The sequence below is a fragment of the Enterobacter sp. BRE11 genome (genome assembly GCF_031844285.1).
GTDB lineage: Bacteria > Pseudomonadota > Gammaproteobacteria > Enterobacterales > Enterobacteriaceae > Pantoea.
This window is the reverse complement of the sequence record NZ_JAUZUX010000011.1, coordinates 1-26,652: the sequence shown is the minus strand read 5'-3', so window position 1 is coordinate 26,652 and position 26,652 is coordinate 1. Positions and strand designations below refer to the sequence as shown.

Annotated in this window: 27 protein-coding genes; 8 read left to right on the top strand and 19 right to left on the bottom strand. The window is 57.9% G+C overall.

Annotation, left to right across the window (positions count from 1 at the left end; translation table 11 throughout):
• Positions 1-79: 79 nt before the first annotated feature.
• Complete coding sequence (locus tag Q9R34_RS13105) at positions 80-775, bottom strand: LrgB family protein (protein ID WP_485894229.1); 696 nt, start codon at positions 773-775, stop codon at positions 80-82.
• Positions 768-1,193 carry a CidA/LrgA family protein gene (locus tag Q9R34_RS13100; protein WP_434124178.1) on the bottom strand — a complete coding sequence of 142 codons (426 nt, stop codon included), beginning with the start codon at positions 1,191-1,193 and terminating at the stop codon, positions 768-770. Before Q9R34_RS13100 ends, Q9R34_RS13105 begins: the two co-directional genes overlap by 8 nt.
• A gap of 103 nt (positions 1,194-1,296) precedes the next feature.
• Here Q9R34_RS13100 and Q9R34_RS13095 point away from each other — a divergent pair, with 103 nt between their 5' ends.
• Entirely contained in the window at positions 1,297-2,199 is a 903-nt protein-coding gene (locus Q9R34_RS13095; protein WP_485894226.1) for a LysR family transcriptional regulator, read from the top strand.
• A gap of 14 nt (positions 2,200-2,213) precedes the next feature.
• Here Q9R34_RS13095 and Q9R34_RS13090 read toward each other — a convergent pair whose 3' ends face one another.
• From Q9R34_RS13090 to soxR, 4 genes are all read right to left on the bottom strand, one after another.
• A complete protein-coding gene (locus Q9R34_RS13090) occupies positions 2,214-3,863 on the bottom strand; it encodes a Na+/H+ antiporter (RefSeq protein WP_434124176.1) in 1,650 nt (549 codons plus the stop codon).
• Positions 3,864-4,012: 149 nt separating this feature from the next.
• Positions 4,013-5,362 (bottom strand): NCS2 family permease, encoded by a 1,350-nt coding sequence (locus Q9R34_RS13085; RefSeq protein ID WP_434124175.1) that lies wholly within the window; start codon positions 5,360-5,362, stop codon positions 4,013-4,015.
• A gap of 309 nt (positions 5,363-5,671) precedes the next feature.
• Complete coding sequence (locus tag Q9R34_RS13080; RefSeq protein WP_434124174.1) at positions 5,672-6,337, bottom strand: glutathione S-transferase family protein; 666 nt, start codon at positions 6,335-6,337, stop codon at positions 5,672-5,674.
• A gap of 47 nt (positions 6,338-6,384) precedes the next feature.
• On the bottom strand, positions 6,385-6,870 hold the full coding sequence (gene soxR / locus Q9R34_RS13075) for a redox-sensitive transcriptional activator SoxR (RefSeq protein WP_485894223.1): 486 nt from the start codon (positions 6,868-6,870) through the stop codon (positions 6,385-6,387).
• Positions 6,871-6,953: 83 nt separating this feature from the next.
• Here soxR and soxS point away from each other — a divergent pair, with 83 nt between their 5' ends.
• Together soxS and Q9R34_RS13065 are read left to right on the top strand one after the other, a co-directional pair.
• Entirely contained in the window at positions 6,954-7,379 is a 426-nt protein-coding gene (gene soxS, locus Q9R34_RS13070; protein ID WP_485894221.1) for a superoxide response transcriptional regulator SoxS, read from the top strand.
• 261 nt (positions 7,380-7,640) lie between these two features.
• On the top strand, positions 7,641-7,922 hold the full coding sequence (locus Q9R34_RS13065; RefSeq protein ID WP_434124172.1) for a YjcB family protein: 282 nt from the start codon (positions 7,641-7,643) through the stop codon (positions 7,920-7,922).
• Between the two features lie 240 nt (positions 7,923-8,162).
• On the opposite strand, the gene Q9R34_RS13060 is transcribed toward Q9R34_RS13065, so the two are convergent.
• Positions 8,163-9,113 (bottom strand): ATP-grasp fold amidoligase family protein, encoded by a 951-nt coding sequence (locus tag Q9R34_RS13060; protein ID WP_434124171.1) that lies wholly within the window; start codon positions 9,111-9,113, stop codon positions 8,163-8,165.
• A gap of 8 nt (positions 9,114-9,121) precedes the next feature.
• Entirely contained in the window at positions 9,122-10,378 is a 1,257-nt protein-coding gene (locus Q9R34_RS13055; protein ID WP_434124170.1) for an MATE family efflux transporter, read from the bottom strand.
• Positions 10,379-10,903: 525 nt separating this feature from the next.
• Here Q9R34_RS13055 and Q9R34_RS13050 point away from each other — a divergent pair.
• Positions 10,904-11,299, top strand: a complete 396-nt coding sequence (locus tag Q9R34_RS13050; protein ID WP_033749162.1) for a transposase — start codon at positions 10,904-10,906, stop codon at positions 11,297-11,299.
• A 924-nt stretch (positions 11,300-12,223) separates the two neighbouring features.
• Here Q9R34_RS13050 and Q9R34_RS13045 read toward each other — a convergent pair.
• Both Q9R34_RS13045 and Q9R34_RS13040 read right to left on the bottom strand, forming a co-directional pair.
• Entirely contained in the window at positions 12,224-13,183 is a 960-nt protein-coding gene (locus Q9R34_RS13045) for a DMT family transporter (RefSeq protein ID WP_485894217.1), read from the bottom strand.
• A gap of 80 nt (positions 13,184-13,263) precedes the next feature.
• Entirely contained in the window at positions 13,264-14,091 is an 828-nt protein-coding gene (locus Q9R34_RS13040; RefSeq protein ID WP_485894430.1) for an AraC family ligand binding domain-containing protein, read from the bottom strand.
• A gap of 126 nt (positions 14,092-14,217) precedes the next feature.
• Between Q9R34_RS13040 and Q9R34_RS13035 the strand changes: the two genes are divergently transcribed.
• Positions 14,218-14,742: an isochorismatase family protein gene (locus tag Q9R34_RS13035; protein ID WP_485894215.1), complete on the top strand. Its 525-nt coding sequence runs from the start codon at positions 14,218-14,220 to the stop codon at positions 14,740-14,742.
• Positions 14,743-14,883: 141 nt separating this feature from the next.
• Here the strand turns inward: Q9R34_RS13035 and ssb1 are convergent, their stop codons facing one another.
• Positions 14,884-15,438 carry a single-stranded DNA-binding protein SSB1 gene (ssb1, locus tag Q9R34_RS13030; RefSeq protein ID WP_434124168.1) on the bottom strand — a complete coding sequence of 185 codons (555 nt, stop codon included), beginning with the start codon at positions 15,436-15,438 and terminating at the stop codon, positions 14,884-14,886.
• Between the two features lie 226 nt (positions 15,439-15,664).
• Between ssb1 and uvrA the strand changes: the two genes are divergently transcribed.
• Together uvrA and Q9R34_RS13020 are read left to right on the top strand one after the other, a co-directional pair.
• Entirely contained in the window at positions 15,665-18,502 is a 2,838-nt protein-coding gene (gene uvrA / locus Q9R34_RS13025) for an excinuclease ABC subunit UvrA (RefSeq protein ID WP_434124167.1), read from the top strand.
• A 289-nt stretch (positions 18,503-18,791) separates the two neighbouring features.
• Entirely contained in the window at positions 18,792-19,856 is a 1,065-nt protein-coding gene (locus tag Q9R34_RS13020; protein ID WP_434124166.1) for an NAD(P)-dependent alcohol dehydrogenase, read from the top strand.
• A gap of 38 nt (positions 19,857-19,894) precedes the next feature.
• Here Q9R34_RS13020 and Q9R34_RS13015 read toward each other — a convergent pair whose 3' ends face one another.
• The 6 genes from Q9R34_RS13015 to dnaB form a co-directional block, all read right to left on the bottom strand.
• Positions 19,895-20,230 (bottom strand): MmcQ/YjbR family DNA-binding protein, encoded by a 336-nt coding sequence (locus Q9R34_RS13015; RefSeq protein ID WP_033749157.1) that lies wholly within the window; start codon positions 20,228-20,230, stop codon positions 19,895-19,897.
• Positions 20,227-20,649, bottom strand: coding sequence for a secondary thiamine-phosphate synthase enzyme YjbQ (locus Q9R34_RS13010; protein WP_485894211.1), 423 nt, complete (start codon positions 20,647-20,649; stop codon positions 20,227-20,229). The genes Q9R34_RS13015 and Q9R34_RS13010 overlap by 4 nt, the downstream gene beginning before the upstream one ends.
• A gap of 197 nt (positions 20,650-20,846) precedes the next feature.
• The gene (locus Q9R34_RS13005) at positions 20,847-22,040 is read right to left on the bottom strand and encodes an amino acid aminotransferase (RefSeq protein WP_485894209.1); all 1,194 of its coding nucleotides are present in this window, start codon (positions 22,038-22,040) and stop codon (positions 20,847-20,849) included.
• Between the two features lie 48 nt (positions 22,041-22,088).
• Positions 22,089-22,703, bottom strand: a complete 615-nt coding sequence (locus Q9R34_RS13000) for a YitT family protein (protein ID WP_048781400.1) — start codon at positions 22,701-22,703, stop codon at positions 22,089-22,091.
• 241 nt (positions 22,704-22,944) lie between these two features.
• Positions 22,945-23,436 carry an Lrp/AsnC family transcriptional regulator gene (locus Q9R34_RS12995; RefSeq protein WP_434124162.1) on the bottom strand — a complete coding sequence of 164 codons (492 nt, stop codon included), beginning with the start codon at positions 23,434-23,436 and terminating at the stop codon, positions 22,945-22,947.
• 123 nt (positions 23,437-23,559) lie between these two features.
• On the bottom strand, positions 23,560-24,966 hold the full coding sequence (gene dnaB / locus Q9R34_RS12990) for a replicative DNA helicase (RefSeq protein ID WP_485894206.1): 1,407 nt from the start codon (positions 24,964-24,966) through the stop codon (positions 23,560-23,562).
• A gap of 95 nt (positions 24,967-25,061) precedes the next feature.
• Between dnaB and Q9R34_RS12985 the strand changes: the two genes are divergently transcribed.
• On the top strand, positions 25,062-26,045 hold the full coding sequence (locus Q9R34_RS12985) for a quinone oxidoreductase (RefSeq protein WP_434124161.1): 984 nt from the start codon (positions 25,062-25,064) through the stop codon (positions 26,043-26,045).
• 189 nt (positions 26,046-26,234) lie between these two features.
• Here Q9R34_RS12985 and pspG read toward each other — a convergent pair whose 3' ends face one another.
• Entirely contained in the window at positions 26,235-26,501 is a 267-nt protein-coding gene (gene pspG, locus Q9R34_RS12980; protein WP_485894204.1) for an envelope stress response protein PspG, read from the bottom strand.
• Positions 26,468-26,652 (bottom strand): hypothetical protein (locus Q9R34_RS12975; RefSeq protein ID WP_485894202.1); only part of this gene is annotated, 185 nt, incomplete at its 5' end. The genes Q9R34_RS12975 and pspG, both read right to left, overlap by 34 nt.

Sequence of the window (26,652 nt, the reverse complement as noted above, 5' to 3'; positions counted from 1 at the left end):
GGGTAACAGCCTGAAATCCTCTGACAACTCTATTTGGCAACCTTTACGTAAACAGACATGTCGATCAACAAATTTGTGGTCAGGCGGCCCACATCAGGCGGCCGATAAGCGGCGCCAGCACCACCGTTACGACACCGGAAAGCATCATCACCAGGCTGGCGACCACGCCCTCCTGCTCGCCGAGCTGATAGGCGCGCGCCGTGCCGGCCCCGTGCGACGCCGCGCCAAAGCCCGCCCCTTTCGCCACGCCCTGCTTAATCGCGATGCGCAGAAACAGCGCGTCACCGATCGCCATACCGAACACGCCGGTGATCACCACAAACAGCGCCACCAGATCGGGCTGGCCGCCGATGGGCTTTGCCGCCGCCAGCGCGAAAGGCGTGGTAATGGAGCGCACCGCCAGGCTGCGCTGGATCGACTCAGGCAGCGTCAGCAGGCGCGCCAGCCACACCGAACTGCACACCGCCACCAGCGTGGCGGTCAGTACCCCGGCGCTCAGCGAGAGCCAGTGACGGCGAATAATCGCCATGTTTTCATACACCGGCACGGCGAAAGCCAGCGTTGCCGGGCCAAGCAGCCAGAGCAGCCAGTGGCTTTCGGCAATATAGTCCTGCCAGGAGACGTGCGTCAGCAGCAGCAGCGCCACCAGCAGCACCGGCGTCGCCACCAGCGGCATCAGCAGCAGCGTGCGCCAGCGGCGATAGAGACGCTTGTTGAGAAAGTAAATCAGCAGCGTGACCGCCAGGCAGAGCAGGCTCAGGATAACATCACGCATCGCGCTGTTCCCTGCGCGCCGCGCGCGCCACTTCATAGCGGTAGAGACGATCGACCACCAGCGCGGTGGAGGCGAGCACCAGTACGGTGCTGAGCGCAATCACCACGCAGATGCGCCAGCCGTCGACGCGCAGCAGGTCGCCATAGTTCACCACCGCCACCACCGCCGGAATAAAGAACAGCAGCATTTCGGCCAGCAGCCAGCGCGAGCCCGCCCTGACCCAGCGCAGCGGCAGCACGCGCGTGACAATCAGGGCCAGCAGCAGCAGCATGCCGACGATGTTGGCGGGCAGCGGCAGGTGCAGCCAGCTCACCAGACGATCGCAGGCGATAAACATGCCGATATACAGCAGCAGCTGCAGCGGCAGCCAGAGTCGTTGCAGCCTGCCCACAGGCTGCGGGCTGAGCGCTAGCGCCATTCTCTTTTCTCCCCTCATCAGATTCGGCGCTTAGTATAAATCCGCAACAGAAGGTGAAAAAAATGAATTAAAATTATTCCAATCATGCCAAAAGGGAATAGTTATGGACGTCCGTGCGTTACGCTACTTCACCGAGGTGGTGCGCCAGCAGAGTTTTACCCGCGCCGCGCAGAAGCTCTATGTGACGCAGCCCACCATCAGTAAAATGCTGCGCCAGCTCGAAGAGGAGCTGGGCTGCACGCTGCTGCTGCGCGACGGCCGCAAGCTGCATCTGACCGACAGCGGCCAGGCGGTCTACCAGCGCGGGCTAGCGATTCTGCAGGAATTCCACCAGCTTGAGGCGGAGATCGGCGACATTAACCAGCTGAAAACTGGCGAGCTGCGCCTCGGCATCCCGCCGATGGTCGGCATGCAGATCGCCGGCTCGATCTCGGCGTTTCGCCGCCGCTATCCTGGCGTCACCCTGAACATCTCCGAATTTGGCGGCCTCACGGTGCAGCAGGCGGTGCTGGCGGGCAGCCTGGATATTGCCCTGACCGCGCTGCCTGTCGATCCCGATCTGCCGCTGAACACGCTGCCCCTGATGCACCATCCGCTCTGCGTGCTGGTGCCGCGCCAGGCCGCCTGGCTTAACCGCAGCCATATCGCGCTGACGGAGCTGGCGGCGCATCCGCTGCTGATTTTCAACGAGGAGTTCTCGCTGAACCGCCAGCTGATGAAGGCGTTCCAGCGCCTGGGCATCACGCCGCATATCGCGGTGCGCAGCGGACAGTGGGATTTTCTGGCGGCGATGGTGCAGGCGGAGATGGGGCTGGCGATCCTGCCGGAGCCGATCTGTCAGCGGCTGGATAAGCAGTCGCTGCTGTGGCTGCCGCTGGAGTCGGAGCTGATGTGGAGTCTGGGACTGATCTGGCGGGAGGGGAGCTATCTGTCGCGCAGCGCGCAGGCGTGGATCGCCTGCTGCCGCGAGCACTGGCCGGATGAGGCGCCGCGCCTGTCGGTCTAGGCGCGGCGCGGGGCCTACTCTTCTTTTTCGATCAGCACCGCTTCCAGCAGGTCGAGATCGCGCAGCAGCCGCTGCATGCTCTCATCGGAGATCTGCTGGGTTGCGCGCAGGTGATAAACCTCGGCGCGCTCGGCACGCAGCGCGGTCAGGCGGAAGCGACGCTCCAGGTTCTCGGCGAACAGCGCCTGCTCCAGATCGCTTTTGCCGTCGGCGCGGCGGCGGAGATTGCCGATAACGCGCAGGCTGACCTCTTTCAGCAGCTCAGGATCGATATTCTCTTCGCTGCTGTTCTCCAGCCGCTCTTCCATTTTATGCAGGCTTTCAATCGCCACGCTCGCCATTACCGCCCGGGCATTCTGCAGCTCGCGGCGGTGTCCGGCTTTATCAATGCCGTCCACGCCGCGCAGCAGCAGCGGCAGCAGCACCACACCCACCAGCAGTGAAAACAGGATCACGCCGGTCGCGATAAAGACCAGCTCATAGCGTGCCGGGAACGGCTCGCCGGAGGTCAGAAACAGCGGGATAGAGAGCACGCCCGCCAGGGTAATGGCGCCGCGCACGCCGGCAAAAGTGGCGATCAGCAGTTCACGCAGCGAGTAGTTGGCGAACTCCATCGGCTTCTTCTTCAGCACGCGCTTGCTGAGACGCTGCATAATCCAGAGCCAGCCGAAGCGCACCACCATCAGCGCGCCGTAGACCAGGATAATGTCGGTAAACAGCATCCAGAGCTCGACGTTGGGATCGGCGTTGGCGGCGTCGATGGAGGTGCCGATAATGTCCGGCAGCTGCAGGCCGAGCATCAGGAACACCATGCCGTTGAAGACGAATTCCAGCATCTGCCAGACGCTGTTGGCGCGCAGGCGCATCGCCAGCGGCGCGCGACGGATAATGCCGGAGCGGGTAATGGTCATGCCCGCCGCAACCGCCGCCAGGATGCCGGAAACGCCGAGATGTTCCGCAATCAGGTAGGAGGCGAACGGCAGCAGCAGCAGCAGCACGGTTTGCGTCGCCGGATCGTCGCCGCTCCAGCGGCTCAGCAGGCGCAGCGATTTACCGTAGAGCCAGCAGACCGCCACGCCCGCAATCAGGCCGCCGATCGCGACTTTGAGGAACTCGACGCTGGCGCCGCCCCAGGTAAAGACCATGGTGCCCATCGCCACCGCAACGGCGAACTTCAGCGAGACCAGGCCAGAGGCGTCGTTCATCAGCGCCTCGCCCTGCACGATCGACATGATTTTCTTCGGAATGCGCCCCTCGCCGACGATGCCGGAGAGCGCCACGGCGTCCGTGGGCGACAGCACCGCCGCCAGCGCGAAAGCGGGGATCAGCGGAATGCCTGGCACCGTCCAGTAGATGAGGTAGCCAATGCCGACCACGGTAATCAGCACCAGCACCAGCGCCAGGCCGATAATTTCCCGTCCATGATGCAGGAACTCGCTGATTGGCGTCTTCCAGCCGTCGGCAAACAGCAGCGGCGGAATAAACAGCACCAGGAAGAGTTCCGGGTCGAAATCGACATGCAGGCCGAAGGTCGGCCAGGCGAGCAGCGCGCCAGCGAGGATCTGCACCAGCGGCAGCGGGATCTGGAACGGCAAGATGCGCGCGGCCACCCCGGAGAGCGACACCACCAGCGTCATAATGAGAATAGTGAAGAAGATTTCCATGCTTTCCTTAGGCGAATCGTAAAGTCAGAAAAAATGTTGTGAGCGCTAAAGTGTAAAGCAAAGTGCGCAGAGAGTGACACGTCACGCGTGCGGCGGGTCAAAAATCAGGAGAATGTAACGGACGAGGCTGGCCCCGCCCGCGTTTACAACTAGATCGCCCAGCCTCCGGCATAAAAAACCACCAGCGCGGCCGCGATGACGACGGTGCCCACGTTCAGCCTGCGCCACTCGCCCGCGAACAGGCGGCCGACCACCAGCGTAGCGAAACCAAGCATGATGCCGGTGACGATATTGCAGGTCAGCACGATAAATACTGCCGTAACCAAACCAGACATCGCGTCAACGAAATCGCCAAAGTCGATTTTTGCTATGTTGCTCAGCATCAGCAGGCCGACATACATCAGCGCGGGCGCGGTGGCGTAGGCGGGCACCAGATAAGCGAGCGGCGACATAAACAGAATGACCAGGAACAGCAGGCCGACCACAATCGCCGTCAGACCGGTCTTGCCGCCCGCCGCCGTGCCGGCCGCGGATTCGATATAGACCGCCGCAGGCGACGCGCCGACCAGGCCAGCAAACAGGCTGCTGACCGAGTCGGTGGTCAGGGCGCGTCCGCCGTTGATGATCTGGCCCTTCTCATCCAGCAGGTTCGCCTGCCCCGCCACCGCGCGAATGGTGCCGGTGGCGTCGAACACCGCCGTCATCACCAGCGCCAGCACGCTCGGCAGTACCACCGGCTGTAGCGCGCCCATAATATCCAGGCTGAACAGCAGCGACTCGCCCTGGCTGTCGCGCAGGCTGGGCAAGGCGAACAGCCCCTGAAACTTCACTGCTGGATCGAAGATCAGCCCGAGAATCGAGATGGCAATGATGGTGAGCAGAATGCCGCCTGGCACCCGGCGCTTCTCCAGCCCGACAATCGCCGCCAGCCCCAGCAGCGACATCATCACCGGAAACGAGGTGAAGTGGCCCAGCGCCACCGGCATGCCGGGCGCGGGGTTCTTCACCACCAGCCCGATACCGTCGGCGGCGATCAGCAGCAGAAACAGGCCGATGCCCACCCCGGTGCCGTGCGCCACGCCCATCGGCAGATTGCGCAAGATCCAGGCGCGGATGCCGCTCACGGAGATAAAGGTAAACAGCAGCCCCATCAGGAAGACCGCGCCGAGTGCCACCGGCACGCTGATATGCTGGCCAAGTACCAGGCTAAAGGCGGTAAAGGCGGTGAGCGAGATGGCGCAGCCGATGGCCAGTGGCAGGTTAGCCCACACTCCCATCACGATAGAACCGACGCTGGCGACCAGACAGGTGGCGACGAAGACCGCCGCAGGCGAAAAGCCCGCTTTGCCCAGCATGCCGGGCACCACAATCACCGAGTAGACCATCGCCAGGAAGGTGGTCAGTCCCGCCAGAATTTCCTGCCGGACGCTGCTGCCGCGTGCAGAAACAGAGAACCAGGCGTCCAGCTTGCCAGCGGACGAGCGTGATTCGTATGACATAGTTGAGCCTCAAGAATTTTTTGTTGTGTGAAACGCCCTGCGTCGCTGCCTGCAAAATCCCTGGTTATCAATCCGGCGCAATGGCGCGCCAGACGGCAGGCAAACGTTTACTTCGCGGCGGATAACTCTCCGCTATGCGGAGAGATAAAAGGCAGAGGATTATCCGGCGTTTGGCAGCCGATTTTCAACTGCTTCCTTGCCTTAATTCAGGATACAAAAGGGTGTGTAAAGAGTGGCTGAAGGTGGGTGCGGCGTCGGCATCAGGGACGTCGCCGCGTTACTTGCTGATGTTGCGGGCTTTTTTGCCGTTTAGCCGCCGGGTATTACCTCGCCGCCCTGCTGAACGGCGCGCTGCCAGGCGGCGCGCTGCTGTGCGCTTTCAAGCCAGGCCGCCGTGGCGGGCATATCTTCCAGGCCGCCGCGCGACTGCAGCGCCAGCAAAGGAAAACTCATCTGAATATCGGCAATGCTGAAGCGCTTGCCGGCGAACCAGGGCTGAGCGGCCAGATGGTGCTCGATCATCTGACGATGCGGCTCCAGCTGCTTATCAAGCCAGGCCTTCTGCATACCCTTGCCCAGCGCCGCGCCCGCCGGACGCAGCAGCCAGGGCACCGGCGCCTTGCCGAGGCGGCCGAAGATCAGCTTCATCACCAGCAGCGGCATTAGCGATCCTTCGGCGTAGTGCAGCCAGTAATTCGCCTGCAGACGCGCCTGCTCGTCGAGAGAGGTGAGTCGCTGTTCGCTGTCATATTTGCCTTCCAGATAAGAAAGGATGGCGCCTGATTCAGCCACCACCTGGTTGCCGTCGGTAATGACCGGCGACTTGCCGAGCGGATGGACCTTTTTCAGCGCCTCCGGCGCCAGCATTGATGCCTCGCGCTGATAGCGTTTGATTTGGTAAGGCACTTCCAGCTCTTCCAGCAGCCACAGCACGCGGTGCGAGCGCGACTGCTCAAGGTGGTGGACGGTAATCATAGTGAATTCCTGTTATGAATGTCAGGCAAGTATAGCGCTCATCCTCTTTAGCGCGGCGGCTCGCCTTTCTCATCCTGCTCCGGATCGAGCAGCACCGCGCCGGAACCCTGCTGCGCCAGCCGGTCGCCGGGGTTGCGCAGCGGACAGTCGCGCATCGACAGGCAGCCGCAGCCGATGCAGCCGTCGAGGTCGTTGCGCAGGCGCGTCAGGGTTTCAATGCGCTTATCCAGCTCCTCGCGCCAGTGCTGCCTCAGGGCATCCCATTCGTGGGTCGACATGCGCTTGTTGGCGGGAATATGCATCAGGCTATCGCTGACGGTGGCGAGCGGAATGCCGATGCGCTGAGCGATTTTGATAATGGCGACGCGCCGCAGCACGTCACGGCTGTAGCGGCGCTGGTTGCCGCCGTTGCGCGTGCTGGAGATCAGCCCTTTGCTCTCATAAAAGTGCAGCGCGGAGACCGCCACGCCGCTGCGGCGCGCGACTTCGCCCGGTGTCAGAACCGGTTTCGGGTAGTTGCGATCTTTTTTCATCTGGCTCTTTACCTCAAGTTAACTTGAGGAATTATACTCGCCTCCGTCAAATAACGAATCCCTCAGAACTAAAGGACGAGATTATGATGCAAGAAGAGATCATTCACTCCCTGACGCGCTGGATCGACCAAAACCTGGATAAGACGCTCTCTATCGATGAAGTGGCGGCCAGGTCTGGCTACTCAAAATGGCACCTGCAGCGTATGTTCCGTACCGTGACGAAACAGACGCTGGGCGGCTATATTCGTGAACGTCGCCTGACGCTGGCGGCGGAAGCGCTGCGCCAGACGCAGCGTCCGGTATTTGATATCGCGATGCAGTATGGCTATGACTCACAGCAGACCTTTTCCCGCGTTTTCCGCCGTCAGTTTTCGCAGACGCCAACCGCCTATCGCCACTTTATGCGTCGCCAGGCGATTCAGCGCCCACGCATGCTGAGCTTCGACTGCAGCGAACCTGCGACAAGCTATACCCAGCGCACCACCGGGGAATGCTGCCCGGTTCGCTAAGCCCCAGGCGCCCTTAGCGGGCGCACCTTGCCGTTTTCCTCGCCTGATAGCCTCATGTCACCGCCAACATTGCGATAAAAACTTTCTACCATACCAGGTACAAAGTTTGTTCAAAAAATCAAATCTGGTGATATAATGTGACACATCTCACACATTACACCCTTTATGACGGCGAAAAGCCTTTCCCTGACCACGCTTTTCGTCGCCAGTGATGTCCGGTAACCGTCAGGGATAATCACTTAGATTCAGAGGCTTAAGTCGATGGCGACCCTAACCACCAGCTTGATTGTCATGCGCTGGGAACTGCTCAGCGCAATCATGATGTTTTTTGCCAGCACCCTTAAAATTAAATTCCGTCAGAGCAGCCATCACGTGATGGCGTTTATGTGCGGCGGCGTCGGCCTCGGCATGACCTGCTGGTTCGTGATGGGGCTGCTGGGCATCTCGCTGAGCATGGAAAACGTGCATCACTTTATGCTGGTGACTAAGGATACCTTTATTCAGGTGATGAGCCAGACCCCGCCCGACTGGCCGATGCCTTAATCGTTAGCCAATAAAAAACTCCGCATAGCGGAGTTTTTTATTTTGCTATGGTTACACAGAGCTGACGAAGCTGGCATGGCCCGATCGCAAAGTCGCTTAACGCATCCATGCTCGCTCGGCCCGCGCCTTCCATGGCGCGGGACGCTTTGCTCTTCGGCCCATGCCAGCTTCGTTTTGGCTTCGTTAGCCGCCTGTAATAAAAAACCCCGCAGCGCGGGGTTTTTTATTTTGCTGTGTGACTCAAACTTTCTTCAACAGCGCAGGGATGTTCACGTCCTGCACCGAAACGCCCGGTATCTGCGTGCCGCGGCGATCCTGAATCCACATATCTCCCATCATCTGATTAAGCCCACGATCCAGTCCCGTCACCAGACCTGCGCCCGGCGTAAAGGTCAGCTCGCCGAAGTAGATATGATCTTCGTGGATATACCAGTCCACACGCACATAGTCGAAATCGCTCGCCAGCTTTTTGCTCAGATCGAGCGCGTGCTGCAGCGAGTCAGCGATTTTCGTTACATCCAGGCCGGTATCGCGAATCTTGTGGAACGCTTCGGTCAGATTGTTGACGTAAAAATTCATCGAGAGCTGCGGCTGGCAGCGGTTGTAGATCACCTGCAGCACATATTCAAAGCGGCCGTCGCGCTTGTTGAACATATGGAACTTGTAATCAATCGGCGCCGTTTTGCCGTCGCCGATATACTTCTCGACCAGAATACGCGGCTTGATATAGCGATAGTGGATCTCGCGCGCCTCGTTGGCGAAGTCGGTTTTCAGCCACTTATAACAGCTGTTGATAATCTGCTGCTTGCGCAGCGCGTCCGGCTCTTCCAGCAGGATCTCTACCATGTTGGAAGCGTGGTTCGGCTTGATCACCGTGCCCTTCCAGCATTGCAGGCTGTTCAACGATGCCGGATCGGTCGACTCATGCACCAGCGGAATCAGATACTCGTTGCCAATCTTCTCGGCGATATAGTCACGCACCGAATACTTATCTGAAAGGCGGCCGTAAATCTGGTAGTCGCCATAGACGAACTTGCGATACAGCACCTTTTCGTTGAAGACCTTAGGTTGACGCAAGTTGGGCAATTTTTTGAACTTGTGGAAGTAGTAAATGCGGTCCTGGTATGCCCAGGGCATCTTCTTAATGAAGTACTGCACACTTCTTCTGAGTTCATCTTTCAACTTAAACATATCTGACCTCATTTGTAGGTTTTGTAGTTGAGTGAGGAAACCTGAATTCTTTGAATGACGCCGTTTTTGAAGAAGTAATTCATTACGGTGAGGGACAAGAGTTCCGACACGAAGACGCTCCATGCGGCGCCCATAATGCCGTAGCCCTGGATCAGCCACCATGAAAGCGGCAGGCTGATAACCATCAGGCAGATGATTTTCTTCAACAGATAGTTGAAACCACCCTCTTTCACCATGTAGCGGTAGGCTACGGTGCCCATAGCGGAGAAACAGGTCGCCATTGACAACAACGTAATGAGACTTCCTGACTGTGTGTATTCTGAACCGTACAAAGCGATGATGATTTTCTCGCCGAACAGCGCGATAACCAGCAGCATCATCAGTGAAACTCCCATGACATAGCCGTTAAGCCGCGCTGCCAGCTTAATAGCCACTTCGCCGCGTTCTCTGAAGATTTCAGTGAAGCATGAAGTTATGAGCGCCACGGGGATAAAAATCCACGAAGCCGCAATCGTATTGGCCGCCGCAAAGAGCCCGAGGTCGCTTGCCGACGCGATGCCGGCTAAAAACATCTGCGCCGCTTTTACCTGTACTGAAATAAAGATGCTGGAGATCGCCAGCGGCAAGCCGGCGTACATCAGATAGCGCAGATAGGCGCTGCGTTTCTCCTGCGGCGGCGCAATATCCTGCGCTTCGCGGTAAAAGTTGTATCGCTTGATAACGTAAGGCACCAGCGTCACGGCCACGATAGAGAGCGTCAGCCATGCCGGATTCAGACGCAGCCAGGCGATAACGAAGCTAATGGTGAAGCTCAGCAGCATGCCGAGCGAGTTCGCCACGGTATTGAGCCGGGAAGCGAGGCGCGCGTTGTTGTAAACGCTGAAAGTATCCTGCGTCACGAATACCGAAGCGACGAACGACGCCAGCGTGAACGCCAGAAAATTTTGCGGCATGGTAAACCACACCCAGGCCAGCACCGGTACCGCGGTGACCAACAGCAAAATCATGCGCAGCGTGCGTGCTACGTTCATCAGACGCAGCCCCTTCGGCGCGCTTTTGCTGATCCGCTTAAACAAGATAGTTTCGGTACCGAAGATGGCGACGGTCTGGACCATTGAAAATAAAGAGGTAGAAAACGCCATCTGACCAAATACGGTTGGCCCGAATGATTTCGCCACGTAGGAGGTCACAAATATGACGCCAAAAACCGAGACGATCTTCTCAGACATCATCCAGGCGGCATTAGACATTACGCTTAATTTCATTGACTCATCCTTTGCATTACTTACTTCAACCGCTTCGGTACAACGTCCCTGTAACGAATTAACAAGCGCTCAGTGGGCCTGGCGTTATTTAAAGATTTCAAACCAGGCTGGTCCGAAAAATGAGAATCAGAACACGATTCGGTGAATTTTTTCAGGATAATTCTGATTAAATTTGGCTCAGAATGGCTAAACTGGAATCGATTTCACGATGAAAACAGAACCCATTCGTAAGTCATTTCCCTGTGAATTTAGCAAGTACGTTGTGCTAAATATCAAATGTACGTAGAAATTTTTCGTATTTGGGATGGGAAGAATCTATAACAAAAATCCCCCACCAGGAAGGTGCGCCCATCGGATAAGAATAAAATAAGATTTATCCCATGATGATATTTATTCTAAATATCTTAATTTAACCTACGCAATTCTAATCGCGCACTTTAATACTGCATTAATAGTTTATTTACAGTGCCAGATATTAATACAGTACATCTCATCCATTAATCGATAAGAAAGGTAAGAGCATTTATGAGAAAGTCACGATATAGCGAAGAGCAAATCACAAATGCCATTAAAGCTTCTGAATCAGGGGTTAAAGTCAGGGAGATTTGTGACGAGCTGGGGATCTCTGAGGCCACCTTCTATAGCTGGAAAAAGAAATTCTCCGGCCTGTCTTCGGAAGAAGGAAGAAGAATCAAAGAGTTAGAAGATAAACTACAAACACTTACCCGCGAGCTGCAAACGCTCAACTCAGATAAGGAGATGCTGCAAAGCGTATTGAAGAACTTCTTTACTACCAACGAGAAGCGTCAGGCGGTCAACTTTCTGCAGAGCACGTTCGACATCGGCACGCGCCGCAGCTGCCGCCTGCTCGATATTAGCCGCAGCGTTTATCACTATCCATCAGGTTCGGAAAATCGATAAAACCAATAATACTGCTGTAAACTGACATAGCGCTGAGATTGTTCTTACCAGAAGAGATGATGACACTTTAAGATACCATTCGTGGCTTTAATTTTCGCTCCATGCATTCCTGATGGATTTGCAGCCGGATCGATTTTCATTTTTTACGGTAATTTTGATAAACACCAGCAAAAGTCTCGCATTTCTCGCTACTTCTCCTCTTGCCCAATCTCATTTCGATGAGATTGGTGCTTCCTGCTTTGCATCAGGCATGTTAATGCACGGCGCTAAAATCCTCTTTTTCCAGTAAGCCGCGTTGAACAGCTTTTCTGATAGCAGCCGTTTTTACTTCAACATAGGCTGGCACTAAGTTTGCATCCAGTGGAGAATATTTAATCAACTCTGAATAAGCGGAGCGGTAAAAAAACGCCAGGATTTTTCCTGGCTGAATGGTTTATCAGTGCTTATCGCTTTTCTTATCCGGATGCCAAATCATATAAGATTATTCAGCCTAAAGATCGCCAAAGCTAAAGTTTCGTAAATTTTCTCATTGGGAATTATTCTTAATAGCCATCCTCTTTCTGGAAAAAAAGGTGGTTTATCAGACGCTATTCTCAGGGCCAAACACCAATAAAAACGCTCCGGCATAAGATAAATATGCAGCAAAATGGCGAATTGTTCGCCACTGATTAAGGCTTTAATGCCTGTTTAGAATGAAACAGGGCCGTTCGGAAGAGGTGATAACGGCTGGAAAAAGGCGTTAAGTGCGCGTTCAGAAGAGAGAAAAATGAGATCGGGATCGCTTTTTATTACGCTGCACGCGGCGGCTTTAGCGATTTATTAGCAAAAGAGCGGCAAATTTTGCCGCTCCGCTCTGCGTATTATTCTTAAAACGGGGTGAAATCAACGGGTCAGCGTCTGTTAAAGAGGGTGCTGTCCGGGGAATTAATGTTCAATCGAAGCCAACAGCGGCGCAGGCTTGATGCGCATCGCCCAAATCACGCCGAGGATCAGGCAGAAAATACCGCTCAGCGTCAGCAGCGGCGGCCAGCTTTGCCGCCAGATAAAGGTCCACAGCAGGCCGGACAAGGTTTCGAAGACGATAAGCGGCCCCATGAAAACCGTCGGCAGTCGCTGGCTGGCAGCATTCCAGCATAGGGTGCCGAGCCAGGAGCAGAGCAGGCCAATCATCAGCATCAGCGGCAGAAACCGCTGCGGCTGCGGGCCAAACGGCAGCGTAAAGTTCGGCTGCTGCCACGCCAGCTGGGCGCTTACCAGCGCATACATCACCAGCGCCAGCGGCAGCGTCACGATCCCCTGCGCTGTCGCCCAGGTGGATGGCTTATGCTGCGGATGGGTGCGCAGCCAGCGCGCGTTGCGCAGCGGATACCAGGTCCAGCACGCCACCGCCAGCACCGCCAGCGCGATGCCGCTCAGGTAGCGGGTTAAATCCCACTCGCCCTCCTGCCCGCGCAGCTCGGCGATATTAACGCACGCCAGACCGGCGAAGATCGCCAGTAATGCAGGCGCCAGCCGGCGCCAGGCCAGGCGTCCTTCCAGATGGCCGTAAAGAAGGTTGGCGGTAATCGCCATCACCACCGGCAGCGTGCCGATAATCATGGTGGATACCGGCGCGCCGGTGCGCTGAATCGCGCTGGCGAGCAAAGAGTAATAAAGAAGGTTGCCCACCAGCGACAGCTTTAGCGCTTCGCGCCAGTCAGAAGGCAGCAGCTTACGCAGGCGACGGCGATCCAGCCAGGCGAGCGGCAGCGCGATCAGACCAAACGCGACATAGCGTCCGGCAGACTGCAGCGCGCCAGGATAGTCCGGTACCAGCAGCGGCCCAACAAATATCAGTCCCCACATCAGCCCTGCGGCAAGGGCAAACAACACGCCAGCTAACATCATCTCTTCCTTTATTAAAGTGCTTCAGGAAGTGTGGCGGAAAAAGCAGGGAAAAATCTTGTAGCAGATTGCGGTTCGCCCTAAGCGCTGCGCACCTGTTTTTGATAGCGCACCGGCGTAATGCCGTAACGCTGGGCGAAGGCGCGGGTGAGATGCGCCTGGTCGCTCAGGCCGACGTTCGCCGCCACGCTGGCGGCCGACAGCCCGCGCGCCAGCAGCAGCTTGGCTTCATATAGCCGATAGGCCATCAGCATCTGATGCGGTGTCACGTGAAAGTGGGCGCGGAAGGCGCGCAGGAAATGCCACGGCGAGAGCCCTGCCAGCGAAGCCAGCTCTTCCAGCCTCACCGGCTCGGCCAGATTGTCGCGCAGATAATCGCGCACCTGGTCAAAGCGGTGCCTCCCCTCTTCTTTGCCTTTTTGCGCCATGCGCGCCAGCGGTCGCAGCTGTGCCAGCACTTCGCCCAGCAGGCTTTGCCGCGCCAGTGAACTATCGGCCAGCCACAGCGCCGACAGCGCCTGCGACAGCGGCCGTGCCAGATGCGGATCGGTGCGCAGCGCATCGCTGAACCACCAGCCGCGGTCGCCGGTGAGCTGCGCCATTTCATCTGGCTGGATATAAATCATCTGGTAACGCCAGCCCTCGTCGCAGGCGGACTCGCCGGTGTGCAGCTCATCGGGATTCATCATGACCAGCGAATGGGTCGGCGCCGTGTACTGCGCACCGCGATAGCGAAATCGCTGCGCGCCTGCCTCAATAGTGCCGATGCCGAAAGCCTCATGCGTATGCGGCTCAAAAGCATAGCGGGTGATATGCGCCTGGTAGAGTTCTACGCCTGGCAGCTCGGCAAACTGGCGAAACTGCGCGCGATCTTTTTCGCAGGGAAAAATAGCCGGAACGCCCTCCACCTTAATCTCCTCGTTAACCAGACAGGCTTTCAGCATGCCAGCGAAGGCTGGCGAATTGCAAAAGAGTTTTGCTCTTTCGCCACGGCTGGTTGACACTGAAGCGCACCGTTCACAAGGAGAAAGAAGATGGCCCAGCGAGTGCTTGTCATTGTCGATATGCAAAACGGCGTTTTCGCCACGCCGCGCTTCGATCGCGCCGGACGTGTCGCGCGCATCAATCAAATGACGGACGCAGCCGACCGGGCAATCTTCATCACTCACCGTGAAGGCGAGATGCAGCCAGGCACCGAGGCGTTTGAACTGCTGCCGGAGCTGCACCAGCCGGCAAGTTCGCTTTACGTGACGAAGACCGCCTGCGACAGCTTCTGGCAAACCGAACTGGCCACCGTGCTGGCGCAGCTCGGCGTCGATAGTTTTGTGATTTGCGGCTGCGCGAGTGATTACTGTGTCGATACCACCGTTAAAGTCGGCGCGGGCTCAGGCTATCGCATTACCGTCGCCGCCGATGCGCACACCACGGCGGATCGCACCTACGCCAGTGCGGAGCAGCTGATTGGGCAACACAATGAGGTGTGGGCAGGTTTGTCTCTGCCGGGAAATGTGCCGCAGGTCATCAGCACGGCAGACATATTAACCCGATGGGCTGATTAGCCCCATTTTGCCGGGCGATTCCCGCAGGCGCTGTGCTGCGGTTTAGATGAGGCTGACGATAGCGGTTTTGCCGCCGTTTAAAGAGGCGAAAAAAAGCCCCGCGTAAACGGGGCCTACGATCGTGATGCGATGGCGCAACAATCAGAACGGGATGTCGTCGTCGAAATCCATCGGCGGTTCGCTGTTGTTGCTCGCCGGCGCGCTCTGCGGTTGCGGGCGCGACTGTGCGCCGCCGCTGAACTGATTGCCGCCCTGCGGCTGCTGCGGCTGGCCCCAGCCGTTGTTGTTGCCGCCGCTCTGCTGACCGCCGCCCATCGGCGCGCCGCCTGCGCTGGCGCCGCCCTGCTGACGGCCGCCCAGCATCTGCATGGTGCCGCCAACGTTAACCACTACTTCGGTGGTATAACGATCCTGGCCGCTCTGATCCTGCCATTTACGGGTACGCAGCTGGCCTTCAATATACACCTGCGAGCCTTTACGCAGATATTCGCCAGCGACTTCCGCCAGCTTGCCGAAGAGCACCACACGGTGCCACTCGGTAATCTCTTTGTTTTCACCGGTCTGCTTGTCACGCCAGCTTTCCGACGTGGCCAGCGTAATGTTGGCAACCGCGCCACCATTCGGCATGTAGCGCACTTCCGGATCCTGACCCAGATTCCCGACAAGAATCACTTTATTTACGCCACGACTGGCCATGTTGCTCTCTCCCGATGAGTTGATACTTAAGAGTCTAAACGATCAATTCTACCACGTCCTGCCAGGCGTTCCCACTTTCGAGCCGTCTCGCAGAAGCGCTCATTTTACACCCAAAATGCAAAAAATACTGGATATTTAATCAGTCTATTTTTTGTGCCATAATACCCTGTTTACGCTAATCGTGTCCGCAAGACACGCGGCGTGCTGCTCAATCCGGGAAAGGTGAATGGATAAGATCGAAGTTCGTGGTGCCCGCACCCATAATTTGAAAAACATCAACCTGATCATCCCTCGCGACAAACTCATAGTGGTCACCGGCCTCTCAGGCTCCGGCAAGTCCTCTCTGGCGTTTGATACGCTCTATGCGGAAGGTCAGCGCCGCTACGTAGAGTCGCTCTCTGCCTATGCGCGTCAGTTTCTCTCCTTGATGGAGAAGCCGGACGTCGACCATATTGAAGGTCTGTCGCCCGCGATCTCTATCGAGCAGAAGTCCACCTCACACAACCCGCGCTCGACGGTCGGCACCATCACCGAGATCCACGACTATCTGCGTCTGCTGTTCGCCCGCGTCGGCGAGCCGCGCTGCCCGGATCATGACGTGCCGCTGGCGGCGCAAACCGTCAGCCAGATGGTGGACAATGTGCTGGCGCAGGATGAGGGGCGACGCCTGATGCTGCTGGCGCCGGTGGTGAAAGATCGCAAAGGTGAGCACACCAAAACGCTGGAGAACCTGGCGGCGCAGGGCTACATTCGCGCGCGGATCGACGGTGAAGTGTGCGATCTCTCCGATCCGCCGAAGCTGGAGCTGCAGAAAAAGCACACCATCGAAGTGGTGATCGATCGCTTCAAGGTGCGCGAGGATCTGGCAACGCGTCTCGCCGAATCCTTCGAAACCACGCTGGAGCTTTCCGGCGGCACGGCAATTGTCGCCGATATGGACGACCCGAACGCGGAAGAGCTGCTCTTCTCCGCTAATTTCGCCTGCCCCATCTGCGGCTACAGCATGCGCGAGCTGGAGCCACGCCTCTTCTCGTTTAACAACCCGGCAGGCGCCTGCCCGACCTGTGACGGTCTGGGCGTACAGCAATATTTCGATCCTGACCGCGTGGTGCAGAACGGTGAGCTGTCGCTGGCCGGCGGCGCCATCCGCGGCTGGGATCGCCGCAACTTCTACTATTTCCAGATGCTGCGTTCGCTGGCCGAGCACCTCAATTTCGACGTCGAAGCGCCGTTCAATACCCTGAGCGATAAAGCGCGGCAGGTGATTCTTTACGGCTCTGGCAAAGAAAATATCGAGTTTAAGTACATTAACGACCGCGGCGATACCTCAGTACGTCGCCATCCGTTTGAAGGCGTGCTGCACAATATGGAGCGCCGCTATAAAGAGACGGAATCCACCGCAGTGCGCGAGGATCTGGCGAAGTTCATCAGCAATCGCGCCTGCGCCAGCTGCGAGGGCACCCGCCTGCGTCGCGAAGCGCGCCACGTGTTTGTCGAGAACACCAATCTGCCGACCATCTCTGATATGAGCATCGGCCACGCGATGGATTTCTTCCGCAACCTGAAGCTGAGCGGCCAGCGCGCCAAAATCGCGGAGAAGGTGCTGAAGGAGATTGGCGACCGTCTGAGCTTCCTGGTGAACGTCGGCCTGAACTACCTGTCGATGTCGCGCTCCGCGGAGACGCTTTCCGGCGGCGAAGCGCAGCGTATCCGTCTGGCGAGCCAGATCGGCGCCGGACTGGTGGGCGTGATGTATGTGCTGGATGAGCCGTCAATCGGCCTGCATCAGCGCGACAACGAGCGCCTGCTCAGCACCCTGATCCACCTGCGCGATCTCGGCAATACCGTGATTGTGGTTGAGCATGACGAAGATGCCATTCGCGCGGCGGACCACGTGATCGATATCGGCCCTGGCGCTGGCGTGCACGGCGGCCAGGTCGTGGCGGAAGGATCGGTGCACGAGATCATGGCGGTGGAAGCGTCGCTGACCGGCCAGTTCCTTAGCGGCAAGCGCGAGATTGCCGTGCCGCAGGAGCGCGTGAAAGGCGATCCGACCAAAACGCTGAAGCTCAGCGGCGCGCGCGGCAACAACCTGAAAGATGTGACGCTGACGCTGCCGGTCGGCCTGTTTACCTGTATCACCGGCGTTTCCGGCTCGGGCAAATCGACGCTGATCAACGATACGCTGTTCCCGATTGCGCAGCGCCACCTGAACGGTGCGACCACCGGTGAAGCGGCGCCCTACCGCGAGATTAACGGGCTTGAGCATTTCGACAAAGTGATCGATATCGACCAGAGCCCAATCGGCCGTACGCCGCGCTCCAACCCGGCGACCTACACCGGCATCTTTACGCCGGTGCGCGAGCTGTTTGCGGGCGTGCCGGAAGCGCGTTCGCGTGGCTACAATCCGGGCCGCTTCAGCTTTAACGTGCGCGGCGGCCGCTGCGAAGCCTGCCAGGGCGACGGCGTGCTGAAGGTCGAGATGCACTTCCTGCCCGATATCTACGTGCCCTGCGACCAGTGCAAAGGCAAGCGCTATAACCGCGAGACGCTGGAGATTAAGTACAAGGGCAAGAGCATCCACGAAGTGCTGGAGATGACCATCGAAGAGGCGCGCGAGTTCTTTGACGCCGTTCCGGCGCTGGCGCGCAAGCTGCAGACCCTGATGGACGTCGGGCTCTCCTATATTCGTCTCGGTCAGTCAGCGACGACGCTTTCCGGCGGCGAAGCACAGCGCGTCAAGCTGGCACGCGAGCTGTCGAAACGCGGCACCGGCCAGACGCTCTACATTCTGGATGAGCCGACCACTGGCCTGCACTTCGCCGATATCGCCCAGTTGCTGGAGGTGCTGCATCAGCTGCGCAACCAGGGCAATACCATCGTGGTGATTGAGCATAACCTTGACGTAATCAAAACGGCGGACTGGATTGTCGATCTCGGCCCGGAAGGCGGCAGTGGCGGCGGCGAGATCCTCGTCGCGGGTACGCCGGAAACGGTAGCGGAGTGCGAGAAATCGCATACCGCGCGCTTCCTGAAGCCGCTGCTGGCGAAAAAGAGCGCCTAGCTTACATTTCCTGCGAGCGGCTGGCGTAGAGCGAAAAGCGAAGCGTCCCGCATAGCCTATACTGCTCCTCTCAGGCCCGCCGCAAGCGGGCCTTTTTTCTGCATATTCCCTCCGATAAAAACAGAATCAGGCAAGATTCAGGCATGTATAGGCATAGCCGCGCTGGCCTTCTGTCACTATTCTTTTAACGGTTCTCACTGGCGCGCCCTGCTGGCTGCGCCCTCTTACCGCGGCGCTTTGCGCGCCGAACTCAAAACGCTATTCACGACACAACGAACCTGGAGACACCATGAATATTACGCACGCCTATGCTGCTCAGGACGCGAAATCCCCACTGGCGCCGTTCGATTACAAACCGCGCGAGCTGCGCGCGCATGATGTACAGATTGACGTGTTGTTCTGTGGCGTTTGTCACTCTGACCTGCATCAGGCCCGCAACGAGTGGAAAAACACCCTTTTTCCGGTCGTGCCGGGACATGAAATCGTTGGCCGCGTGACCGCTGTCGGCAGCCACGCCAGCAAATATAACGTTGGCGATCTGGTTGGCGTCGGCTGTATGGTCGACTCCTGCCGCAGCTGTCCGAGCTGTCAGGAAGGGCTGGAGCAATATTGCGAAGTCGGCTTTGTCGGCACCTATAACGGCCAGGATCGCGAAACCGGCGACGTCACCTACGGCGGTTACTCAACGGCGGTGGTCGTTGATGAAAACTTCGTGCTGCGCGTGCCGGAAAATCTGGATCTGGCAGGCGTCGCGCCGCTGCTGTGCGCCGGCATCACCACCTATTCGCCGCTGCGCCACTGGAACGTCGGTCCGGGCAAAAAAGTCGGTATCGTCGGCCTGGGCGGCCTGGGCCATATGGGCGTGAAAATTGCGCACGCGATGGGCGCGCATGTGGTGCTGTTCACCACCTCGCCGTCAAAAATCGAAGACGGCAAGCGCCTGGGCGCGGATGAAGTGGTGATCTCGAAAGATGCGGATCAGATGGCGCAGCACGCCAACAGCTTCGATTTTATCCTGAATACCGTGGCGGCGCAGCACGATCTCAACCCGTTTATCGCCCTGCTGAAGCGCGACGGCAATATGACGCTGGTCGGCGCGCCGGAGCACGATCACCCGGCGCCGCAGGTATTTAACCTGATCATGAAGCGCCGCAGTATCGCCGGTTCGTTGATCGGCGGCATCGCCGAAACGCAGGAGATGCTCGATTTCTGCGGCAAACACGGCATTACGTCTGATATCGAACTGATTGCGATGAATCAGATCAACGACGCCTACGAGCGTATGCTGAAAAGCGACGTGAAGTACCGCTTTGTTATCGATATCAATACGCTGCGCGACGAAGCGGCGGCGTAAGCGACACCCGGCGCGCGGCTTCAGGCCGTGCGCCTCTTTTAGACGCCCGCCGCGCGGGTCGCGCCAGCCTGCTGATAAGAGGCATCCACCAGATAATAGATCTGCGAATCTTTCAGCGATCCGTCCAGCAGCAGCGTGCTCCAGTGCGTCTTATTTAGATGCTCGCTGGGAAAGACGTCGCTGTGCTCCTCGCGCAGCAGGTCCGCCAGCGCAGGCGTCGTTTTCAGCGACACCGCCGGACGCCCCTCAACCTCATGCACCATGGCGAACAGCACCCCGCCGCTTTTAATTTGCGTCGCTTTCCAGTCGCTGTGCACGCTCTGCTCCGCGTCCGGTTTGCTCATACAGTAAGTCAGCAGATCTGACGTATTCATTTCGACTCCCCTTGTAAAGTGGCGACAATGCGCCGCGCGCCGCCGTGGATGCGGTGTTCCCCTAACCAGATGCCCTGCCAGGTGCCCAGCACCAGCCTGCCGCGCTGAACCGGCAGCAGCAGCGATACGCCAAGCGTGGAGGATTTAATATGGGCCGGCATATCGTCGCGGCCTTCATAGTCGTGCTGGTAAGACGCCGCTTCCGGAACCTGGCGCATAAAATGGTTTTCCATATCGCTGCGCACCGTGGGATCGCAGTTTTCATTCAGCGTCAGCGACGCTGAGGTGTGCAGCAGCAGCAGGTGCAGCAGGCCAATTTGTACCTGAGCCAGCGCCGGAATTTGGCCGACGATCTCGTCAGTGACCAGATGAAAACCGCGTGATTTCTCACCGAGCGTGAGCGTTTGTTGATGCCACATGCCTTGTTCCTGAGTTGGTTACACCGTTTAAGTGTGCAATAAGTCGCGAAAAGGTAAACCTGAAGGCGAAAAAAAACCGTCAGCCTGAGCGGACGGTTTGCCTGTGAAACAGCACAGGGATGCAGGTGTCAGAGGCAGATGGCAAAGACGCAAACTCGGCATCCCTGCCTGCTCGGTCCCTCTCCCGCCTGGAGAGATCACATCACGGCGGCAAACGCCTGCGCGACCTGCTGCACGTTATTGCTGTTTAGTCCGGCGACGCAGATACGGCCGCTGCCCACCAGATAGATGCCGAACTCTTCACGCAGCCGATCGACCTGCTGCGCGCTCAGGCCCGTGTAGCTAAACATGCCGCGCTGCTTCAGCAGGTAGTCGAAGTTTTTGCCAGGCAGCGCGGTGCTGAGCACGTCCACCAGGGTTTTGCGCATGGCGATAATACGCAGGCGCATCGCCTCGACTTCCGCCAGCCAGTTCGCTTTCAGGGCATCATCGTTGAGGACGCGCGCCACCACCTGCGCGCCGAAGTTCGGCGGGCTGGAGTAGTTGCGACGCACCGTGGCTTTCAGCTGGCCCAGCACGCGTCCCGCCTCTTCGGCGCTGTCACACACGATAGAGAGGCCGCCGACGCGTTCGCCATAGAGCGAAAAGATTTTCGAGAAAGAGTTGCTGACCAGCGCCGGCAGGCCTGCGGCGGCGATAGCGCGAATGGCATAGGCGTCTGCTTCCATACCCGCGCCGAAGCCCTGGTAGGCGATATCGAGGAACGGGATCAGCTCCTGCGCCTTCAGTACCTCAACGGTTTGATCCCACTGCGCGTCAGTGAGGTCGGCGCCGGTCGGATTATGGCAGCAGGGGTGCAGCAGCACGATGCTCTGCTTCGGCAGCGCTTTCAGCGCGGCGAGGAAGGCGTCGAATTTTACGCCGTGGGTCTCGGCGTCGTACCACGAATAGCTCTTAACCTCGAAACCTGCGCCGTTGAAGATCGCCACATGGTTATCCCAGGTTGGATCGCTGACCCAGACACCGGAGTTTGGGAAGTAGCGCTTGAGGAAATCCGCGCCGACTTTCAGCGCGCCGGAGCCGCCCAGCGTCTGAATCGACGCGATACGGCCCGCCTTCAGCATCGGGTGTTCAGCGCCGAACAGCAGCGGCGCAATGGCGTTGCGGTACGCGTTGAGGCCTTCCATCGGCAGATAGAGCGACGCCTGCTGCGGCTCGGCCTTGAGCTGCTCTTCTGCGGCGGCGACCGCCTGCAGCTGAGGAATAATGCCCTGCTCGTCGTAGTAGAGGCCGATGCTGAGATTCACTTTATTCGTGCGCGGATCCTGTTTAAAGGTTTCCATTAGCGACAGAATCGGATCGCCGGCGTAGGCATCAACGTTTTGAAACACGGTGCAGATCTCCATGTGTGGTCGTAAAAATCAGAGGTGTATGCAGCATTAAACCATGTACCGTCCGGGACGATGGTTCATGGCGATAATCAGGTTAAGGATCACTGCGCCCGCGACCGACGCCAGCAGCATCGGCCCGCTGACGACGAACAGCGACGCCAGCACGACGCAGGTATCGACAGCCATTTGCAGTTTGCCGGCGCGCAGCCCAATGCGATCCTGCAGCCACAGCGCCAGGATATTGATCCCACCCAGGCTGGCTTTATGACGAAACAACACTATAAACCCAATGCCCATGATTACGTTACCGAACAGTGTCGCATAAAAGGGATTGAGCGCGGAAAAGTGGACAAAGAGTGGATGCAGATGGGTAAAGAGCGACACCAGCCCCACTGCGCAGAAAGTTTTCAGCGTGAATTCCCAACCCATGCGGCGCACTGCAAGCCAGTAAAACGGCAGGTTGATCAGGAAAAAGGCGCTGCCGAACGAGAGCGGCGACAGGTAGCTGATCAGGAAGGCGATGCCGGCGGTGCTGCCGGTTAGCGCGCCCGCCTGCTTGAGCATTATGACGCCGAAGGAGACCATCAGCGTGCCGAGCAGAATGGCCAGCGCGTCTTCGATACGCGAATGGGGGATGCGGGTAGGTTCTACGACGTTATCCATAGGAAATCTTATTGCACTCTCAGCGAAATAAAGCGTGGCCTTAAGATGCAAAAAACGCACCATACCGTCAGCGTTGAGTCGCCTTCGGCAGGTGCAAGTAATTATCCAGTTGATAACTAAGGCGCTTTTGTTGCTTGTTTTTGTGCACGCCTTGCGGATAAACCGTCAATTCATGCACAAATTCGAATTTCGACGCATATTTTTTGCATTATCTGGCGCACGGCTGCACCAATTAAGCACATCATGCACTCTTTTGGCGCATTTTGTGCGCTGGCGCCATCATCAGCCCGTTCTCTTTCAGGCGCCCCAGCACCACCGAGGTTTTTACATGCGACACGCTTTGATGGCCCGCCACCAGCTGGCTTATCAGCGCGCTCAGCGAGGCGAGATCCGCTACGGCGACTTTCAGCAGGTAATCGGCGTCGCCGGTAGTTTTGTAGGCGTCGACAATCGCCTCTTCTTGCTCAACCATGCGGTGAAAGCTGTCAACGTATTCAGCGGTGTGGTTAATCAGCCGCACCTCAATCAGACCCACCATGCCCAGTCCAACCGCATCAGGCGACAGACGCGCATGATAGCCAAGGATCAAATTCGCCTGTTCAAGGTTAATGCGGCGACGCGAACATTGCGAAGCCGACAGGCCCACTAAATCGCTCAGCTCCTGGTTGGTCAGGCGGCCGTTAGACTGCAATAAGGTCAGGATTTTCAGATCGTAATCATCTACATGAGTCATGCTGCTTCCAGTGCGTAATCGTGCGCTGTAATACAGATAACCTGATTAACGGCGAGGTTGTCCAACACTATTTTCTGATGATGCGAGGCAGCATGCACAGATCGTGCATGCCGACAGAGGGGGTTATTCGTCGTCGTAAGCCGGACCGGCATAGTTGTCGAAGCGCGACCACTGGCCGTTAAAGGTCAGGCGCACCGTACCGATAGGACCGTTACGCTGTTTACCCAGAATAATCTCGGCGATGCCTTTAAGATCGCTGTTTTCATGGTAAACCTCGTCGCGGTAGATAAACATAATCAGGTCGGCGTCCTGCTCGATAGAGCCAGATTCACGCAGGTCGGAGTTGACCGGACGCTTATCGGCGCGCTGCTCCAGCGAGCGGTTGAGCTGCGACAGCGCCACTACCGGCACGTTGAGCTCTTTCGCCAGTGCCTTAAGCGAGCGAGAGATTTCGGCGATCTCCAGCGTACGGTTGTCGGAGAGCGACGGCACGCGCATCAGCTGCAGGTAGTCGATCATGATCATGCTCAGCCCGCCGTTTTCGCGGAAGACGCGTCGCGCGCGCGAGCGTACTTCGGTCGGCGTCAGGCCGGAGGAGTCGTCGATATACATATTTTTCTTCTCCAGCAGGATGCCCATGGTGCCGGAGATACGCGCCCAGTCTTCATCGTCAAGCTGGCCGGTACGGATGCGCGTCTGATCCACGCGCGACAGCGACGCCAGCATACGCATCATGATCTGCTCGCTGGGCATCTCCAGACTGAAGATCAGCACCGGCTTGTCGTGCAGCATGGCGGCGTTTTCGCACAGGTTCATGGCGAAAGTGGTTTTACCCATCGACGGTCGCGCCGCGACGATAATCAGATCCGACGGCTGCAGGCCGGCGGTCTTTTTATTCAGGTCCTGATAGCCGGTGTCGACGCCGGTCACGCCGTCGTGCGGCGTCGAGACCAGGGATTCGATACGCGAAACCGTAGCTTCCAGCACCTCCTGGATGTTCTTCGGCCCTTCATCTTTGCTGGCGCGCGACTCGGCGATTTTAAAAACGTTGGACTCCGCGAAGTCGAGCAGTTCGTCGCTGTTACGTCCCTGCGGATCGTAACCGGCGTCGGCAATCTGATTCGCTACCGAGATCATTTCGCGCACCACCGCGCGTTCGCGCACGATATCCGCATAGGCGCCAATGTTCGCCGCGCTGGGGGTATTTTTCGCCAGCTCCGCCAGATAGGCGAACCCGCCCGCCATCTCCAGCTCACCGCGCGTTTCCAGCGACTCGGAGAGCGTGATCAGGTCGATGGGCTGGCCCGCTTCCAGCAGACGCTGCATCTCGGAAAAGATCAGGCGGTGCGAGCGGTTGAAGAAATCTTCCGCCACGACGCGCTCGGAAACATTGTCCCAGCGCTCGTTATCCAGCATCAACCCACCCAGCACCGACTGCTCCGCTTCAATCGAGTGCGGCGGCATTTTAATACCTTCCAGCTGCCGGTCGGACGTGTCGTTCGATTTGTTGGTGGGTTTATTTCCTGCCATAGTGAATGCAATACCGATCTTCTGAGGGGACGCGCCAGTATACCTTATGGCGGCGCACCTCTCACGCCTCATGTTGAACAATCACAGGAGTAAAAATGGCAAAGCGTATTCAGTTTACCGCGCAGGGCGGGCCTGAGGTTTTGCAGTGGGTAGATGTCGATCCTGCCGATCCTGGTGAACGCGAAGTGCAGGTAGAGAACCGCGCCATCGGCATTAACTATATCGATACCTACGTGCGCGGCGGTCTTTATCCGGTTCCCGCACTGCCGTCAGGCCTTGGCACCGAAGCGGCGGGCGTGGTGAAGCGCGTCGGCAGCGCGGTCACGCGCTTTAAGCCGGGCGATCGCGTGGTCTATTGCCAGGCGACGCTGGGTGCCTACAGCGAACTGCACAACGTGGCGGAAGATCGCCTGATGCTGCTGCCGGATGCCATCAGCTTTGACCAGGCTGCCGCCAGCTTTCTGAAGGGGCTGACCGTGCACTATCTGCTGCGCCAGACCTACCGGGTGAAGCCGGACGAGACCTTTCTGTTCCATGCGGCGGCGGGCGGCGTCGGTCTGATCGCCTGCCAGTGGGCGAAAGCGCTCGGCGCGCATCTTATCGGCACCGTCGGTTCGGCGGAAAAGGCGAAGCTGGCGAAAGCGGCAGGCGCCTGGGCGACCATCAACTACCGGGAAGAGAATATCGCCGAGCGCGTCAGCCAGTTGACCGACGGCAAAAAAGTCGCGGTGGTGTATGACTCGGTGGGCAAAGATACCTGGGAAGCGTCTCTGGATTCGCTGCGTCGTCAGGGGCTGATGGTGAGTTTTGGTAATGCTTCCGGGCCAGTGACCGGCGTAGATTTGAGCATTCTCAACCAGAAAGGCTCGCTGTTCGTCACCCGTCCTTCGCTCTACGGCTATATCACCAACCGCGAAGAGCTGGAGCAGGCGAGCAACGATCTCTTCTCGCTGCTCGCCAGCGGCGCAATTAAGGTTGAGGTGCCGGAACAGCAGAAGTTCCCGCTGAAAGAGGCGGAGCGAGCGCACCGCACGCTGGAAAGCCGCAGCACTCAGGGATCCAGCCTGCTTATTCCCTGATGCCTGAACGCAAACGGGGCTTCCCGTAGGAAGCCCCTTTTCTTTTTATCGTTCGCGCTGGTGTAGGGACAGCGGCGATGAATTCATGTCGACTCAACGGCGATCATCCTGGCAGAAAACATAAGTAAAAAATATGTTTAATTGCGAAACGAGCATAAGCAATCTGTCAGTCTGTGATCGCACCCGCAATTAATAGCCGCGGCGTCGTTCTAACTTGCTGATTTTACGACGCAGCCTACGACGCGCCCGTTCGCCACCGTCGCCGTAAAAAGCGCGATACACCCAGGCGGCAACCAGCGCCAGCACCAGCCAGGGCAACAATTTGATTACAAGCGCAAACAGGCCGCCGATGAACATCACTGCCGTCGCGACGACCAGCGCCGCCAGCACGCCCAGCAGCGAGACGCCTGTCACCAGAAGCATCAGGAAAAAGCCCAGCACAAACAGAATTTCCACGTTTTTACTCCTCTTGTGAATTCTACAGCTTTATTACAAGAAGCGTGCCAGAGCTTATCTGTTTGAATATAATGAATAAAATCCGCAACCACCGCCAAAAACATGGTGAATTTCCTCACTTTTTGGCGTAAAAAAAACCAGCGCTCAGGCT

Excerpts from the sequence above, each read along its gene's own strand:
- Q9R34_RS13105 (WP_485894229.1), bottom strand. The coding sequence starts at position 775 with ATGCGTGATGTTATCCTGAGCCTGCTCTGCCTGGCGGTCACGCTGCTG.
- Q9R34_RS13100 (WP_434124178.1), bottom strand. The coding sequence starts at position 1,193 with ATGGCGCTAGCGCTCAGCCCGCAGCCTGTGGGCAGGCTGCAACGACTC.
- Q9R34_RS13095 (WP_485894226.1), top strand. The coding sequence starts at position 1,297 with ATGGACGTCCGTGCGTTACGCTACTTCACCGAGGTGGTGCGCCAGCAG.
- Q9R34_RS13090 (WP_434124176.1), bottom strand. The coding sequence starts at position 3,863 with ATGGAAATCTTCTTCACTATTCTCATTATGACGCTGGTGGTGTCGCTC.
- Q9R34_RS13085 (WP_434124175.1), bottom strand. The coding sequence starts at position 5,362 with ATGTCATACGAATCACGCTCGTCCGCTGGCAAGCTGGACGCCTGGTTC.
- Q9R34_RS13080 (WP_434124174.1), bottom strand. The coding sequence starts at position 6,337 with ATGATTACCGTCCACCACCTTGAGCAGTCGCGCTCGCACCGCGTGCTG.
- soxR (WP_485894223.1), bottom strand. The coding sequence starts at position 6,870 with ATGAAAAAAGATCGCAACTACCCGAAACCGGTTCTGACACCGGGCGAA.
- soxS (WP_485894221.1), top strand. The coding sequence starts at position 6,954 with ATGATGCAAGAAGAGATCATTCACTCCCTGACGCGCTGGATCGACCAA.
- Q9R34_RS13065 (WP_434124172.1), top strand. The coding sequence starts at position 7,641 with ATGGCGACCCTAACCACCAGCTTGATTGTCATGCGCTGGGAACTGCTC.
- Q9R34_RS13060 (WP_434124171.1), bottom strand. The coding sequence starts at position 9,113 with ATGTTTAAGTTGAAAGATGAACTCAGAAGAAGTGTGCAGTACTTCATT.
- Q9R34_RS13055 (WP_434124170.1), bottom strand. The coding sequence starts at position 10,378 with ATGAAATTAAGCGTAATGTCTAATGCCGCCTGGATGATGTCTGAGAAG.
- Q9R34_RS13050 (WP_033749162.1), top strand. The coding sequence starts at position 10,904 with ATGAGAAAGTCACGATATAGCGAAGAGCAAATCACAAATGCCATTAAA.
- Q9R34_RS13045 (WP_485894217.1), bottom strand. The coding sequence starts at position 13,183 with ATGTTAGCTGGCGTGTTGTTTGCCCTTGCCGCAGGGCTGATGTGGGGA.
- Q9R34_RS13035 (WP_485894215.1), top strand. The coding sequence starts at position 14,218 with ATGGCCCAGCGAGTGCTTGTCATTGTCGATATGCAAAACGGCGTTTTC.
- ssb1 (WP_434124168.1), bottom strand. The coding sequence starts at position 15,438 with ATGGCCAGTCGTGGCGTAAATAAAGTGATTCTTGTCGGGAATCTGGGT.
- uvrA (WP_434124167.1), top strand. The coding sequence starts at position 15,665 with ATGGATAAGATCGAAGTTCGTGGTGCCCGCACCCATAATTTGAAAAAC.
- Q9R34_RS13020 (WP_434124166.1), top strand. The coding sequence starts at position 18,792 with ATGAATATTACGCACGCCTATGCTGCTCAGGACGCGAAATCCCCACTG.
- Q9R34_RS13015 (WP_033749157.1), bottom strand. The coding sequence starts at position 20,230 with ATGAATACGTCAGATCTGCTGACTTACTGTATGAGCAAACCGGACGCG.
- Q9R34_RS13010 (WP_485894211.1), bottom strand. The coding sequence starts at position 20,649 with ATGTGGCATCAACAAACGCTCACGCTCGGTGAGAAATCACGCGGTTTT.
- Q9R34_RS13000 (WP_048781400.1), bottom strand. The coding sequence starts at position 22,703 with ATGGATAACGTCGTAGAACCTACCCGCATCCCCCATTCGCGTATCGAA.
- Q9R34_RS12995 (WP_434124162.1), bottom strand. The coding sequence starts at position 23,436 with ATGACTCATGTAGATGATTACGATCTGAAAATCCTGACCTTATTGCAG.
- dnaB (WP_485894206.1), bottom strand. The coding sequence starts at position 24,966 with ATGGCAGGAAATAAACCCACCAACAAATCGAACGACACGTCCGACCGG.
- Q9R34_RS12985 (WP_434124161.1), top strand. The coding sequence starts at position 25,062 with ATGGCAAAGCGTATTCAGTTTACCGCGCAGGGCGGGCCTGAGGTTTTG.